Raw genomic sequence first — 13,914 nt, 5'->3', positions numbered from 1 at the left:
AGTAAAATTCTTGCCATGGGAAGCGTGGTTCGCGATCGAGTGCGCGAAAAGATGAAAGTCGAGTTGGCGGAACAGGTTTATGCCGTGTTCGCCGAACGCGGCATGGAGAACGTCACCGCCCAGCAGGCAGCCCAGGCAATCGGAATATCCCGTGCCACGTTCTTCCGGTACTTCTCGTCAAAAGAGGACGCGGTAGTTACTGCGTTGCGTTCCATGACCGCGCACTTCTCCGACATGGCCAGCTCCATGTCTTCGCATCCGGGCGAGAGCTTGCTGGAGCTTTTGCGCCGCAGCTTTGAATCGGCAGTAGTATTCGCTGAGCAGGATCCGGTGGCGATGCAGGGCCGCATTGAGCTGGTCAGGAGCACCCCTGCGCTCCGGGCCAGCTGGCAGGAATCCCGGCGAGAGCAGCAGGTAGCGCTGGCCCAGGCGCTGTCGCCGTTTTGCGCGAACCAGCGGCTGGCTGAAACCGCCGCGTTGCTGGGTCTGGCCCTTTACGACCATGCACTGACCCGTTGGGTTGGGACGGCGGGCAGTACACTTCGCGAGATCCTCGACGAAGCCTTCGACTTCGCCGCCATGATCGATGACAACTGGGCGGAGAAGCGCTAGCAACCGCTACAGGCTACGGCAAGCGAAGCACCTTGATCGCCTCGGCCAAGTACGGTTCCGGGCTGGGGTCAGCAGATTGCGCCCAGCTGATCCATGCTGCAAAAGTCACCGTGCCGAATGCCAGCGCCAGATAGGGCGCCGCCTGCGCGCTGACCCCGCCTTCCGAGAAATGCCGCAGCACCCGCTCGTTGTCCTTGCCCATCCGCATCGACGCCTGGGCCAGGAGCTCGGGCTGGTCCGCGATAAGCCGCAAGCGTCCTCGCGTGACCTCCGGATCCGGCAGCGAATCGAAAGCTGCCACCGCAGCAGCGTGCATGGCACCCACCAGGTCGTGGCCCTCCTGCTTCGCCGAGGCGAAGGCGCCGTCTGAAATGGCCGAAGCTTCCAGCAGGCCGCCCCACACCAAATCAGCCTTGGAAGCGAAATAGCGATAGAGGCTCTTGCGTCCGATTCCCGCTTCTTCGGCAATTTGCGCCATCGAAACTTCGCCATAGCCATGCTTGGCAAAGAGCGCCAGGGCGGTGCGGGCCACGGAGTCGGGATCAATGGACTGCGGGCGCCCAGGCAGGTGCGTGGCAACGGAATCTTGGGTGTCAGGCATATCCCAATTATGGCCCATTGAGTTAAGACACAGTGTGTCATAATATGAAACTACCAATTCATCGGCAACCAGAAGGAACGGTTATGGGCATGGAAAACGCATGGCAGGAAAAGGTCACCGCAGAACGTTTTGCCGGCAAGACAGTGGTGGTCACTGGCGCCGGTTCGGGCATCGGCAAGGCCACCGCGCTGCGCGTGGCCAAGGAAGGCGGCAAGGTGATCGCCGCGGACATCAGCCGCGAACGGCTCGATGAGCTTGTTGCCGAGAACCCGGATCTGGACTTTGCCGTCGTGGCCGGCGACATCACCGACCAAGTGGTAGTGGACCAGGTAGTGGCAGCTGGCGAAGGGCGGATCGATGCGCTGGCCAACGTCGCCGGCATTATGGACAAGTTCGAGCCGATCCACGAGATCGAGGACTCGACCTGGGAACGGGTCATGAATGTGAACGTCAATTCCGTTCTGAAGCTGACCCGTTCGGTGGTCCCGCTGATGCTCGAGGCCGGCCAGGGCAACGTGGTCAATGTGGCTTCGGAAGCTGGCCTGCGCGGCTCGGCCGCCGGCGTCGCATACACCGCCTCGAAGCACGCGGTCATCGGCATGACCAAGAACTCGGCTGTCATGTACGGCAAGAAGGGGCTGCGTTTCAACGCAGTGGCACCGGGTGCAGTGCAGACCAATATCGAGGCTCCAATGGCCTCCGAATTCGCCCAGCAGGTAATCCCTCCGCTGATGGGCATCATCCCGGGCATGGCTACCGCAAGCCAGCTCGCCGCCTCGATCACCTTCCTGCTCAGCGAGGACAGCACCAACATCAACGGCGTGGTCCTGGCTTCGGATACCGGCTGGAGCGCCATCTAGCAAGGCCTGCCTGGAGACGAGTTTCCCTGCCAGCAGGTGGAACGGCCATCGGCCGGGGTGCACTGGAAAGCTCCAGTGCACCCCGGCCGATTAGCTCTCAAGGTCCCCGCAGTTTTCCGTGCGGCAACCGCCTGACTCAGCTGCGCGCTTCTGCGCGTTCCTCATCGGGGTAGCTTTTTTGCGTGGCCGCAGCTGCTTCGGCTTCGGTTGCCGGGCTCATATCGAACTTGAGCAGGGCCTCCGGGGTGGGGCCACCGCCGAACTTCGGTGAAGGCTGGCCGCCGTTGGCTACGCGTTCGGCCTCCATGGCTTCCCATTCCTCATCGCGTCCGAGCATGCGGGCCGAGTCCTCATTGGTGATTTCCCCGGCGAAGGCGCGCTTCATTGCCTCGCGGTCGAACTGCCCTTCCCATTTGGCGACCACGAAGGTGGCCACGCAGTTGCCCAGCAGGTTCACGGCAACGCGCATCGAATCCATGATGCGGTCCGCGCCCAGCAACAGGGCCACGCCGGCCACCGGGAAGATGCCCAGGGCGGCTGCCGTCGCCGATAGGGCCAAGAACGAGGATCCAGGGACGCCGGCCATGCCCTTGGAAGTCAGCAGCAGGATGCCCAGGGCGGCAAGCTGCTGGCCAAAGCTGAGATTGTGGCCGAACGCCTGGGCCAGGAACAGCAGCGAGATGGACAAGTAGATGGCCGCACCGTCGAGGTTGAAGGAATATCCGGTCGGGACCACCAAGCCGGTGGTGGCGCGGGAGCATCCGGCGTTGGTCAGCTTGGTCATGATGCGAGGCATCACCGACTCGGTTGATGCGGTGCCCAGGGCCAGCAGGAATTCCTCGCGGGTGTACTTGATGAATTGCCACAGCGGAACCCGGGCAAATCCCCAGGCGATCAGGAAGAGGATGCCGATGAACAGCAGGGCCGCGGCGTAGCAGGCGAGAATCAATTTCGCATAGGTGCCCAGTGTCTCGATGCCGTATTGGCCGATGATGAAGCCCATGGCGCCGAAGGCACCCAGGGGTGCGACCCGCATGACCCAGCTCATGACCTTGAAGATCAGCTCCAGGACGTTCTCGAACACCGCGAGCAGTGGTGCGCAGCGTTCCTGGCCGACCACCACGATGGCTGCGCCGAAGAAGACCGAGAAGAACAACACCTGCAGCAAGTTATTATCCGCGAAGGCGCCGATGACGCTGACCGGGATGATTCCCAGGATGAAGTCGGCGGCCCCCTTGGCCTCTCCGGATTTCTCTTCGATGGCCCCGGCGTCGAGGGATGACGGGTCGATGTTCAACCCGGCGCCTGGCTGGAAGAGGTTGGCAATGATCAGGCCGAAGACCAGGGCGAAGAGTGTGGCGCAGGTGAAGTAGACCAATGCCTTGACGCCAACGCGTCCCACTGCCTTGACATCGCCCACCGCCGCAATGCCGGTGACAATCACCAGGAAGATCAGCGGGGCGATGATCATCTTGATCAGCATGATGAATCCGTCGCCCAGCGGGCGCAACTCGGATCCGACCTTCGGCAGGAAGTGGCCGATCAAGACGCCGGCGACGATTGCGACGCCAAGCTGGAAGAACAGGGAAGTGTAGAAAGGTTTCTTGGGGGTTGGCTCAGCGACCCGGAAGTCGTCTGCGGATTTGATTTTCATGGCTGCTCCTGAGGATGGACTCGCTCCGAGGTATGTGCCCGTGGCTTGGATGGTGTCAACTGTAAGGCACGTCACAATATTCCGCAATGAAAAAAGATAATTTCGTTATGCGGAATGGATTCCTTCTGGATTATGGAATTAATCCGTGTTTGATAGGCATTTATCTAGCTCCGAGTACCGCTGTGCCGATGGCGGCAGCGTTGGGCGTGTCACGCGCCATCGGGGGCTCGTGCTGTGCCGCGCGGGGCCGGCGAGGAATGAACCCGGGGGTACCGCTGTTCTTGATGCAGGGATCCCGGTTATTGCGCGTCGGGCAATCGGGCTGTGTCGCCCGGGCTGGCCGCCGTAAGCTGACCCTACCTGGAAGTCGCGGATGGCTTACTGGGATCATGGACAAAGGTGGAACCCACCGATTACTTCCAGCAGGATTGAGAGCACTCACTTATGAGCATGGAAAGCGCCGCCTGGCATTCGCTATGGAAGCTGTCAGGAGACAAGGGCAAGGCCTACGCTCCAACCACGCCTAAGCGAGTGCTGAAGTTCGCAGCCAGCTACAAGTCCCGGCTGCTGGTCTTCGTCGTCTTCTCCATCTTCGCCGCCGTCCTGGCCGTGATCACCCCGGTGCTCGCCGGACGGGTGGTCGACGAAGTCGTCGCGCAATCCGGGGTGCGGACGATCATCAACTTGGCTCTGGTCATGGCGGGGATCGCGATCCTGGATGCGGTGGTGTCCGTAGTGGTCCGCTGGTTCTCCTCGCGCTTGGGCGAGGGCATCATCTATGACCTGCGCACCGCGGTCTTCGACCATGTGCAGAAAATGCCGGTGGCATTCTTCTCGCGCACCAGGACCGGTGCGCTGGTCAGCCGCTTGAACAACGATGTCATCGGCGCGCAATCCGCCTTCGCCGGAACCCTTTCCGGGCTGGTCTCCAATACCGTGGCGCTGGTGCTCACCGCTGCGGTCATGTTCACCACCTCGTGGCAGGTCACGCTGATCGCTCTGGTGCTGCTGCCGATTTTCCTCTTGCCCGCCCGCCATTTCGGCAGGTCCGTGGCCCTGCTGCGCCGTGAATCCGCGGACCTGAACGCGACCATGGGCAACCAGATGACCGAGCGCTTCTCCGCCCCCGGCGCCACCTTGATCAAGCTTTTCGGCCGTCCCAAGGACGAGTCCGAGCAGTTCGCGCTGCGTGCCGGCAAGGTGCGGGATATCGGCGTCAAGATGGCCATGCGCCAGTTCTACTTCGTCGCCGCGCTGACCCTGGTTGCGGCCCTGGCCCTCGCCCTGGTCTACGGTCTGGGCGGCATGTACGCGGTGCGCGGTGATCTGGCCGCCGGCGACGTGGTGGTCCTGGGCATGCTGCTCACCCGCCTCTACACGCCGCTGACCGCACTGGCCAACGCGCGCGTGGAAATCACCAGCGCGCTGGTCAGCTTCGACCGCGTCTTCGAGGTGCTGGACTTGGAGCCGCTGATTGCCGATGCCCCGAACGCCCGCCGACTTGAGGCCGGGGCGGTGCCGGTGAGATTCAACCACGTGAGCTTCTCCTACCCGAGCGCCGACAAGGTCTCGCTGGCTTCGCTGGAAGAAGTCGCCATCCTGGACACCCGCGGCGGCGAAGAGGTCCTGCACGATATCGACTTCGAGATCCCCGCGGGCCAAACCTACGCGCTGGTGGGCTCCTCGGGTGCGGGCAAGTCCACCATCGCCTCGCTCCTGGCGCGCCTGTACGACGTGGATTCGGGCAGTGTTGAACTGGCCGGCGAGGATATCCGCCAGCTTGAGCTCGATTCGCTGCGTTCGACGGTGTCCATGGTGACCCAGGACGGGCACCTCTTCCACGAGAGCATCCGCTCCAACCTGACGCTGGCCCGGCCCGAAGCGACCGAAAAGCAGATCTGGGAGGCGCTGGAGCGCGCCCGGCTGAAGCCGGTGATCGCTTCCTTGCCCGATGGCCTGGATACCGTGGTGGGCGAGCGGGGCTACCGGCTTTCCGGTGGCGAACGCCAGCGCATGACCATTGCCCGTCTGCTGCTGGCAGCACCCCAGGTAGTCATCCTGGATGAGGCGACGGCGGCCCTGGACTCGTCGAATGAAGCGGCGGTGCAGGCGGCGCTGGGCGAGGCGCTGGCAGACCGCACGGCGCTGATCATTGCCCACCGCCTGTCGACCATCCGCTCGGCGGACCAGATCCTGGTCGTGGAGGGCGGGCGCATCGTCGAGCGCGGAACCCACAGCGAGCTGCTGGCCTTCGGCGGGCGCTATAGCGAGCTGCACGAAACCCAGTTCGCGCAGTAGCACGCCTGTTCGCCGGCTCCATAGGTGTTCCGGCACCAGCGCGAACTGAGATGCCCGCCTGGGCGGTCGGTGCCATCGACCGCCCAGGCGGGCATCTTTGCTTGCGTGCCGGAATCGCCAAGCGCGGCTAGTCCGCCGCGGCCACCAGCTGGCGTCCCAGCTCGCGGGCCGCCTCCAGCAATACCGGCACTGCGCTGTCGATGAAGGCCTCGTCAACGCGGGTCACCGGCCCGGAAACCGAGATGGCCATCGGCGTTGGCGCGCCCGGTACTGGCACGGCGATGCAGCGAACCCCTAGTTCCTGCTCTTCCTCGTCGATGGCGTAGCCGCGTTCGCGGGTGGCCTCGACATCGGTGAACAGCTTGCCCAGGGTGGTGATGGTGTTCGCGGTCTTCGGGGGCATGCCCGCCTGCGAGACCAAACGCTGCACGCGCTCGTCATCCAGCACCGAGAGCACGGCCTTGCCGACCCCGGAATTGTGCAGCATGGCGCGGCGTCCGACTTCGGTGATCATGCGCATCGAGTGGGCTGACTGCACCTGGGCGATGTAGGTGACCATGTCTCCGTCGAGCACCGCGATATTCGCCGATTCGCCCAGCTTCGCGACCAGATCCTTCAGCGCAGGGGAGGCCAAGGCGCCCAGCTGGCGGTTGGCTACTTCGCCCAGCCGGATCAGCCGCGGGCCCAGTGAATAGCGGCGGTTGGGCAGCTGGCGCACGTAGCCTACGCCGACCAGGGTGCGCAGCAGGCGGTGGATGGTCGGCAATGGCAGGGGAGTATCGGCGGCAAGCTCGCTGAGCGCCGCTTCGCCGCCGGCACGGGCGATGACTTCCAGGAGCTCGAAAGCACGTTCGACGGACTGGACTCCGCCGGTGGTGGACTTGCTGGAAGTCTGCGTCATCTTTGCTCCTAATAAAGGCACTGGTTTTCGGAAGAGGGCTGCGCATTACTTCTACGATGCGAAATCCTAGTCCCAAGAATAGCGCAGAATCAGGCTTTTCTTCCACGATCCGATATTAACTCGGCAAAAAATCGTGCTGGGCGCCACAAAACACTCTTGCATTTTCATTTTGAGGATAATAGTATCCACTATACGGAAACTTTTTACAGGAGGATCAAATGGCAGCACCAAGCCCGGGATATTCACTCACGCTTCGCGTCCAGACACCTGCGTCGATTACCGCGACCAGCGAGCTGGCCGGCGCGGTCGGTTCGGCTGGCGCGCACATCACGGCCCTGGATGTCACCGAGTCCAACCACACCCACATGGTGGTGGACGTTTCCTGCAACACCACCGACGTGGCCCACGGCGAGACCGTGCGCGCGGCGCTGGATAGCCTCGATGGCGTGAGCGTGCGCAACGTCTCGGACCGCACCTTCCTGATGCACCTTGGCGGCAAGCTCTCGGTGACCCCCAAGGTCGCCCTGCGCAACCGCGATGACCTCTCCCGCGCCTACACCCCGGGTGTCGCCCGCGTCTGCATGGCCATCGCCGAGAACCCTGCCGATGCCCGCAACCTGACGGTCAAGCGCAACACCATCGCCGTGGTCACCGACGGCTCGGCCGTGCTGGGGCTGGGCAATATCGGCCCGGCTGCGGCCCTGCCGGTCATGGAAGGCAAGGCGGCGCTGTTCAAGCAGTTCGCCGATGTCGATGCCTGGCCGGTCTGCCTGGACACCCAGGACACTGAGGAGATCATCATGATCGTCAAGGCCCTGGCACCGGTCTACGGCGGGGTGAACCTCGAAGACATCGCCGCCCCGCGCTGCTTCGAAATCGAGGCCCGGCTGCGCGAAGAACTGGACATCCCGGTCTTCCACGACGACCAGCACGGCACCGCAATTGTCACCCTGGCCGCGCTGCTCAACGCGGTGAAGGTCGTGGACAAGAAGATCGAGGACCTGCGCATCGTGGTCTCCGGGGTCGGCGCGGCCGGCAACGCGATCATCCAGCTGCTCATGGCCCGCGGCGCACAGAACATCATCGCCTGCGGACGCAGTGGCGCGATCACCCGCAACGAAGCCTACGCCGATGCGCACCGCACCTGGCTGGCGGAAAACACCAATCCGCAGAACTTCACCGGCACCCTGAAGGAGGCCATCGCCGGCGCGGATGTCTTCATCGGCGTCTCGGCCCCGAACGTGCTGGACGAAGCCGATATCGCCGCCATGAACGAACGCGCCATCGTCTTCGCCATGGCCAACCCGGATCCCGAGGTGGACCCGGAACTGGCCGGCCGCCACGCGGCGGTGGTCGCCACCGGGCGCAGCGACTTCCCCAACCAGATCAACAACGTCCTGGCATTCCCAGGTTTCTTCCGCGGGCTGCTGGATGCAGGCGTCACCGAGATCACCGACGCCATGCTCCTGGCCGCCGCGGACGCCATTGCCGCGCGGGTCAGCGAATCAGAGCTGAACCCCGGATTCATCATCCCGTCGGTGTTCGACCCACAGGTCGCCTCCGATGTGGCCATGGCAGTGCAGGACGCAGCCGCCGCCAAGTAGGCGCTGCGCAGCAAGACCCTAGGGTGCATGTCAACGCACCCTTCATTGGAACAGAGCACAAGAGGTTAAGGAACAACCCATGAGTATTGAAATCACCAGCATCCCCGACGCCGCCGATGCCCAGCAGATCCTCTCGGGCGAAGCGCTGGCCTTCATCGAGAAGCTGCACCAGAAGTTCGCCGGCACCCGCGATCAGCTGCTGGCCGCACGCGGCGTGCGCCGCCAGCAGTTCTCCGATGCCAAGTCCATCGACTTCGATCCGCAGACCGAATCCGTGCGCACTGGCGACTGGAAGGTCGCCGAAGCCCCAGAGGCGCTGCGCGACCGCCGCGTGGAGATCACCGGCCCGGCCTCCCCGGCCAAGATGGCCATCAACGCGCTGAACTCCGGCGCCAAGGTCTGGCTGGCCGACCTGGAAGATGCTTCCACTCCGAGCTGGTTCAATGTCATCGATGCGATCTCCAATCTCTCGGCCGCCGCCCGGGGCACCTTGGCCTTCACCGATGCGAAAACCGGCAAGTCCTACGCGCTGCGCACCGACGCCCCGCGCGCGGTCGTGGTGGTCCGCCCCCGCGGCTGGCACCTGCCGGAGAACAATGTGCTCATCGACGGCAAGCCGGCGGTCGGTGCACTGGTCGACTTCGGCCTGCACTTCTTCCACAATGCCAAGGTGCTCGCCGAATCGGGACAGGGCCCGTTCTACTACCTGCCGAAGATGGAGCACTACCTGGAATCGCGCCTGTGGAACGAGGTCTTCACCTTCGCCCAGGCCGAGCTGGGCATCGCCCACGGCACCGTGCGCGCCACCATGCTCATCGAGACCATCCCGGCCGCCTTCCAGATGGAGGAATTCCTCTACGAATTGCGCGAGCACGCCTCTGGCCTGAACGCGGGCCGCTGGGACTACCTGTTCTCCATCATCAAGACCTTCCGCGAAGCCGGCGAAGCGTTCATCATGCCCGACCGCTCGGCCGTATCGATGACCGCGCCGATGATGCGCGCCTACACCGAGCTGCTGGTCAAGACCTGCCACAAGCGCGGGGCCTTCGCCATGGGCGGCATGGCCGCGTTCATCCCGAACCGCCGCGAACCAGAAGTTACCGCCGCCGCCTTCGACAAGGTCCGCGAGGACAAGTCCCGCGAGGCCAACGACGGATTCGACGGCTCCTGGGTCGCCCACCCGGACCTGGTTGAGCTGTGCAAGGAGATTTTCGACGCGAAGCTCGGCGAGAAGCCGAACCAGATCGACCGCCAGCGCCCGGAAGTCGAGGTCACCGCGGCCCAGCTGCTGGACGTGGCCAGCGCTCCTGGCGATGTCACCGAGGCCGGCGTGCGCGCCAACCTCTACGTGGCAGTGAACTACGTGGCCGTGTGGCTCTCGGGCAACGGCGCGGTCGCCATCCACAACCTGATGGAAGACGCCGCCACCGCGGAGATCTCGCGCTCGCAGATCTGGCAGCAGATCCGCAACCAGGTGGTCGCCGCCGACACCGGCAACACCATCACCGCCGAACTGGTTGCTGGCATTCTCGCCGAAGAGGTTGAACGCCTGCGCGCGGAGGTCGACAATGAAGAGCACTTCAACGCCTACTACCAGCCGGCAGCGGAACTGATCGCGAAACTGACCAGCGGCAAGGACGAGGATTTCGCGGACTTCCTCACCACCCCAGCCTACGAACTCTTGGAAAAGGAATACGTGACCAAGCCATGAGCAACACCTTCGATGAGTCCACGCTTGCCAGCGTAGAAGCAAAGCTGGCCGCCACCGACCGGCTGCTGGAAACCTCCTACCCGGGGGATACCGGAGCCCGCCAGCCGATCCATACCGTGTACGTCCCCGGGGACAAGTACACCGCGGACCTCCCAGAACGTTGGGGCCACAATGCAGTAGCCACTGCCGGAGGGCTGATTGGCCTATCCGCCTTGGCGGCCAAGCTCAAGCTGGCCGAACCAGAGCGCTTGGCGGAACTGGTTGGCGCGAAGCTGGCAAGCGAACCCATCGAAGATCTGCGCCTCGATTTCGAGGACGGCTACGGCAACCGCACGGATGCCGAGGAGGACGCCGCAGTGCTTGCCGCGGCCGACTCGGTATCCGCCGCGGTGGCCGCCGGCAAGGCCCCGGCCTGCATCGGCATCCGCTTCAAATGCTTTGAAGCACCCACCCGGGCACGCGGGATCCGCACCCTGGATTTGTTCATCACCCGGCTTCTGGCCAACGGTCCGCTGCCCGAGGGCTTGCGCCTGACCCTGCCCAAGGTGACCACCGTGGCCCAGGTCGAGTCCATGGTCTACCTGGCCGAGAAGCTGGAAGAAGCCCACGGGCTGGAAGCCGGACGCATCCGCTTCGAAGTGCAGGTGGAAACCCCGCAGGTCATCCTGGCCGCCAACGGAACCCATCCGGTGGCCCAGCTGATCGCCTCGGGCAAGGGCCGGGTATCCTCGCTGCACTACGGCACCTACGACTACTCCGCGTCGCTGGGCGTGGCCGCCGGATACCAGTCCATGGAGCACCCGGTAGCGGACTTCGCCAAGGACGTCATGCAGGTGGCCGTGGCCGGCACCGGGGTGGAACTGTCCGACGGCTCCACCAACATCATCCCGGCCGGCGACCCGGAGAACATTGCGGCCGCCTGGGAACTGCACGCCCGCCTGGTCTCCCGCCACCTGTCCCGCGGCATCTACCAGGGCTGGGACATGCACGAGAACCAGCTGGTCACCCGCTACCTGGCCACCTTCGCCTTCTTCCGCGAAGGACTGCAGGCAGCCGGAACCCGGTTGCGCAACTACGTCCACCAGATCAACTCGGCCATCATGGACGAGCCGGCCACCGCACGGGCCCTGGCCCGCTACATCCACCGCGGGGTGGCCTGCGGTGCGGTGAGCGCCGACGAGGTCACCGAACTAGCCCAGATCACCCTGCCCGAACTCGAGGCGATCGCCTTGAACCGCTCCCACGCCTAAGGACAACACCATGACTGTTCCAGCCATCCAGAACTCCTCGTCGTACTACTCGGACTTCGGCGGCCACCCGCCGCAGAGCGATCTGCTCACCGACCGGGCCATCGTCACCGAGGCCTATACCGTGATCCCCAAGGGCGTGCTGCGCGACATCGTCACCAGCGTCTTCCCCGAGTGGACCAACACCCGTGCCTGGGTGCTCAACCGCCCGGTCGCCGGCGGGGCCACCACCTTCTCCCAAGCCATCGTGGAAGTTGCCCCGGGCGGCGGCGCCACCAAGCCGGAGCCGCAGGCCCAGGTGCAGGGATTCATCTTCGTGCTCACCGGGCAGCTGACCCTTCTCATCGAGGGCACCGAGCATGTGCTGGTGGACGGCGGCTTCGCCTACCTGCCAGCCGGCGCTACCTGGTCCGCCCGCAATGACGGCACCGAGACCACCAGCTTCCACTGGCTGCGCAAGCGCTACGAAGTGCTTGAAGGCGTCGCCGCACCGGCTCCCGTGGTGGGCAATGAGCGCGATATCGAACCTGGCCCGATGCCGGGCACCGACGGCAAATGGCGCACCACCCGCATGCTCGACCCCAACGACGTGGCCTTCGATTTCGGCGTGAATATCGTGACCTTCGAACCGGGCGCATCCATCCCGTTCGCCGAAACCCATGTCATGGAACACGGCCTGTACGTGCTGGAAGGCAAGGGCGTGTACCGGATGAATGGCGACTGGGTCGAGGTCGAGGCCGGGGACTACATGTCGCTGCGCGCCTTCTGCCCGCAGGCTTGCTACGCCGGCGGCCCGGAGAACTTCCGCTACCTGCTCTACAAGGACCAGAACCGCCAGATCGCGTTGTAAGCGTTCATTTCCAGAGACTGCCGGGGCCGCACCCCGCGCTGACCCGCCGGCCATCGGCGCACCGTGTCCATTTCATGTTCCAGTGATGTTTCTTTTGCTCGGACATGGTGGGCTGACGGCAGGGTCGCGCGGGATGCGGCCTTCGGTTTTGGCGACCCGGGGCTGTTTCGTGAAGATCCAAGGATCACTTGGAACCGCTCATCGAAACCATCGGCAATACCGGGCGTCATCCCGGCAATCGCGGGGAGCACGGAATCGTCCAACGTTGGACGGGTTGGAATTGGGACTCATCACTGGAGTCGCGGGCAGCACTTGAGTTATTTCCGAAGGCTTGGCCTGTTTGGGACGTGCCCCTATGCACCGGGCGCGAACTGGATGCGAACGCGGCTCGATGTTGCAGGTCGAGACGGGGCAGCGGATGCCCTCGTTGCCAACTCGCAGGCATCAGTGCCGCAGCAGCTAGAACTCTTCAGCGTCAACCTTGGCCGGAGCATCTGCTGCATCGCTGCTCAAAATCAACCGTCGTTCCAAACGGGTGAGATTTCCCGGCGAAGGATCAAGTCGTGCTGGTTCCAAGGCGGCCGCTAATGCCGCGCCAACCGCTTCCTCGTCCAAGTTCATTCCCACGGCGACCAGCGCGTCATCGGCCGGATCGCTGTGGGCCGCTGCTTTCGCGAAATGGATCTGCCGGCCCACCATATTGACCAGGAAGCGCTGCGTGCCGCGATCGGTGCGCAGTTTTACATGCCCCTTGAGCCGGTAGGCCGCAGCAGGCGGGTGCTCCAGCAGGTCCAAGAGGGCACCCGGATCCGCCGCTTCGGGGCAGCGCACCGTCACCGCGTTGGCGTGCGGAGCATGCTCGTGGTCGTGGTGCGGGCGGGAGGCAGCCGCCAACGGCAACTCGTCGATCGGGTCTTCGTTCAGGGCGATGTCGAAGACCAGCTCGGGGTCTATGGCGGCGTGCGACGCCGGGATGATGGCCACGTGCGGGTTGATTTCGCGGATCCGTCCGCTGATCCTGGCCAGGACCGCGTCGCGGTGTTCCGGGGCAATGCGGTCCAGCTTGTTGACCACCGCCATGCTGGTGGCGCTGAAGCGGGCCGGGGCCATCGCCGCGGTATCCACGGTGTGCTCATGCTCCACCGCGTCGATCACGTCGATGATGCCGCCGAAGCGTACCCCGTGGGCCTTGCCGAAACGCAGCAGCCGATCCACGTTCAGCGGGTCGGCCGCGCCGCTGGCCTCCACGATGATGGCATCCAGGCGCAGCTTCGGCTGGCCCAGCTTCTCCAGCAGCTCGTCCAGGCCGCTGCTATCGGACAGGCAGCAAACGCAGCCGCCGGCAATGGATTCGGCCGCATCGATCTGGCCGGTGATCAGCCCGGTATCCACGTTGACCTTGCCGATGTCGTTGATGATGACCCCGACGCGGGTACCCGGGCGGGTCAGCAAGCGGTTGAGCAGGCTGGTCTTGCCTGCACCCAGATATCCGGTGAGCACGATGACAGGGATCAATGCCGGCTCCTTTTCACTTCGACAAGCGGGCCGAATCCATTCTCCTTGCTGGGCCAACCGT

General features: G+C 64.3%; 11 protein-coding genes. 7 read left to right on the top strand and 4 right to left on the bottom strand.

Translation table 11 applies throughout. The annotated features are described in order from the left end of the window. Nucleotides 1-15: 15 nt before the first annotated feature. Entirely contained in the window at nt 16-612 is a 597-nt protein-coding gene (locus tag ACIQTS_RS05465; protein WP_181148784.1) for a TetR family transcriptional regulator, read from the top strand. Between the two features lie 13 nt (nt 613-625). Here the strand turns inward: ACIQTS_RS05465 and ACIQTS_RS05460 are convergent, their stop codons facing one another. Beyond that, nucleotides 626-1,213 (bottom strand): TetR family transcriptional regulator, encoded by a 588-nt coding sequence (locus ACIQTS_RS05460; protein WP_402471901.1) that lies wholly within the window; start codon nt 1,211-1,213, stop codon nt 626-628. An 89-nt stretch (nt 1,214-1,302) separates the two neighbouring features. Here ACIQTS_RS05460 and ACIQTS_RS05455 point away from each other — a divergent pair, with 89 nt between their 5' ends. Continuing rightward, nucleotides 1,303-2,073 carry an SDR family NAD(P)-dependent oxidoreductase gene (locus ACIQTS_RS05455; RefSeq protein ID WP_402471899.1) on the top strand — a complete coding sequence of 257 codons (771 nt, stop codon included), beginning with the start codon at nt 1,303-1,305 and terminating at the stop codon, nt 2,071-2,073. A 136-nt stretch (nt 2,074-2,209) separates the two neighbouring features. On the opposite strand, the gene ACIQTS_RS05450 is transcribed toward ACIQTS_RS05455, so the two are convergent. Then, nucleotides 2,210-3,727, bottom strand: a complete 1,518-nt coding sequence (locus tag ACIQTS_RS05450; protein WP_105656512.1) for a cation:dicarboxylate symporter family transporter — start codon at nt 3,725-3,727, stop codon at nt 2,210-2,212. A gap of 444 nt (nt 3,728-4,171) precedes the next feature. On the opposite strand from ACIQTS_RS05450, the gene ACIQTS_RS05445 reads away from it, so the two are divergent. Beyond that, nucleotides 4,172-6,025 (top strand): ABC transporter ATP-binding protein, encoded by a 1,854-nt coding sequence (locus tag ACIQTS_RS05445; RefSeq protein WP_133833865.1) that lies wholly within the window; start codon nt 4,172-4,174, stop codon nt 6,023-6,025. A gap of 127 nt (nt 6,026-6,152) precedes the next feature. Here the strand turns inward: ACIQTS_RS05445 and ACIQTS_RS05440 are convergent, their stop codons facing one another. Continuing rightward, a complete protein-coding gene (locus tag ACIQTS_RS05440) occupies nt 6,153-6,926 on the bottom strand; it encodes an IclR family transcriptional regulator (protein ID WP_400289794.1) in 774 nt (257 codons plus the stop codon). Nucleotides 6,927-7,144: 218 nt separating this feature from the next. Here ACIQTS_RS05440 and ACIQTS_RS05435 point away from each other — a divergent pair, with 218 nt between their 5' ends. The 4 genes from ACIQTS_RS05435 (at nt 7,145) to ACIQTS_RS05420 (ending at nt 12,338) form a co-directional block, all read left to right on the top strand. Beyond that, nucleotides 7,145-8,530, top strand: a complete 1,386-nt coding sequence (locus tag ACIQTS_RS05435) for an NAD-dependent malic enzyme (RefSeq protein WP_388024780.1) — start codon at nt 7,145-7,147, stop codon at nt 8,528-8,530. Between the two features lie 79 nt (nt 8,531-8,609). After that, complete coding sequence (aceB, locus tag ACIQTS_RS05430; protein WP_400289798.1) at nt 8,610-10,241, top strand: malate synthase A; 1,632 nt, start codon at nt 8,610-8,612, stop codon at nt 10,239-10,241. Further along, nucleotides 10,238-11,491 carry a DUF6986 family protein gene (locus ACIQTS_RS05425; protein ID WP_402471894.1) on the top strand — a complete coding sequence of 418 codons (1,254 nt, stop codon included), beginning with the start codon at nt 10,238-10,240 and terminating at the stop codon, nt 11,489-11,491. Before aceB ends, ACIQTS_RS05425 begins: the two co-directional genes overlap by 4 nt. 10 nt (nt 11,492-11,501) lie before the next feature. Then, the gene (locus tag ACIQTS_RS05420; RefSeq protein ID WP_105656506.1) at nt 11,502-12,338 is read left to right on the top strand and encodes a bifunctional allantoicase/(S)-ureidoglycine aminohydrolase; all 837 of its coding nucleotides are present in this window, start codon (nt 11,502-11,504) and stop codon (nt 12,336-12,338) included. Between the two features lie 459 nt (nt 12,339-12,797). Here the strand turns inward: ACIQTS_RS05420 and ACIQTS_RS05415 are convergent, their stop codons facing one another. Beyond that, nucleotides 12,798-13,853 carry a CobW family GTP-binding protein gene (locus tag ACIQTS_RS05415; protein WP_402471892.1) on the bottom strand — a complete coding sequence of 352 codons (1,056 nt, stop codon included), beginning with the start codon at nt 13,851-13,853 and terminating at the stop codon, nt 12,798-12,800. Nucleotides 13,854-13,914 lie beyond the last annotated feature (61 nt).

The sequence above is a fragment of the Glutamicibacter sp. NPDC090743 genome (assembly GCF_044769125.1).
Lineage (GTDB): Bacteria > Actinomycetota > Actinomycetes > Actinomycetales > Micrococcaceae > Glutamicibacter.
Note: the sequence above shows the minus strand (reverse complement) of the source record. Positions and strands in the feature narration are given on the sequence as shown.

Excerpts from the sequence above, each read along its gene's own strand:
- ACIQTS_RS05465 (WP_181148784.1), top strand. The coding sequence starts at position 16 with ATGGGAAGCGTGGTTCGCGATCGAGTGCGCGAAAAGATGAAAGTCGAG.
- ACIQTS_RS05460 (WP_402471901.1), bottom strand. The coding sequence starts at position 1,213 with ATGCCTGACACCCAAGATTCCGTTGCCACGCACCTGCCTGGGCGCCCG.
- ACIQTS_RS05455 (WP_402471899.1), top strand. The coding sequence starts at position 1,303 with ATGGAAAACGCATGGCAGGAAAAGGTCACCGCAGAACGTTTTGCCGGC.
- ACIQTS_RS05450 (WP_105656512.1), bottom strand. The coding sequence starts at position 3,727 with ATGAAAATCAAATCCGCAGACGACTTCCGGGTCGCTGAGCCAACCCCC.
- ACIQTS_RS05445 (WP_133833865.1), top strand. The coding sequence starts at position 4,172 with ATGAGCATGGAAAGCGCCGCCTGGCATTCGCTATGGAAGCTGTCAGGA.
- ACIQTS_RS05440 (WP_400289794.1), bottom strand. The coding sequence starts at position 6,926 with ATGACGCAGACTTCCAGCAAGTCCACCACCGGCGGAGTCCAGTCCGTC.
- ACIQTS_RS05435 (WP_388024780.1), top strand. The coding sequence starts at position 7,145 with ATGGCAGCACCAAGCCCGGGATATTCACTCACGCTTCGCGTCCAGACA.
- aceB (WP_400289798.1), top strand. The coding sequence starts at position 8,610 with ATGAGTATTGAAATCACCAGCATCCCCGACGCCGCCGATGCCCAGCAG.
- ACIQTS_RS05425 (WP_402471894.1), top strand. The coding sequence starts at position 10,238 with ATGAGCAACACCTTCGATGAGTCCACGCTTGCCAGCGTAGAAGCAAAG.
- ACIQTS_RS05420 (WP_105656506.1), top strand. The coding sequence starts at position 11,502 with ATGACTGTTCCAGCCATCCAGAACTCCTCGTCGTACTACTCGGACTTC.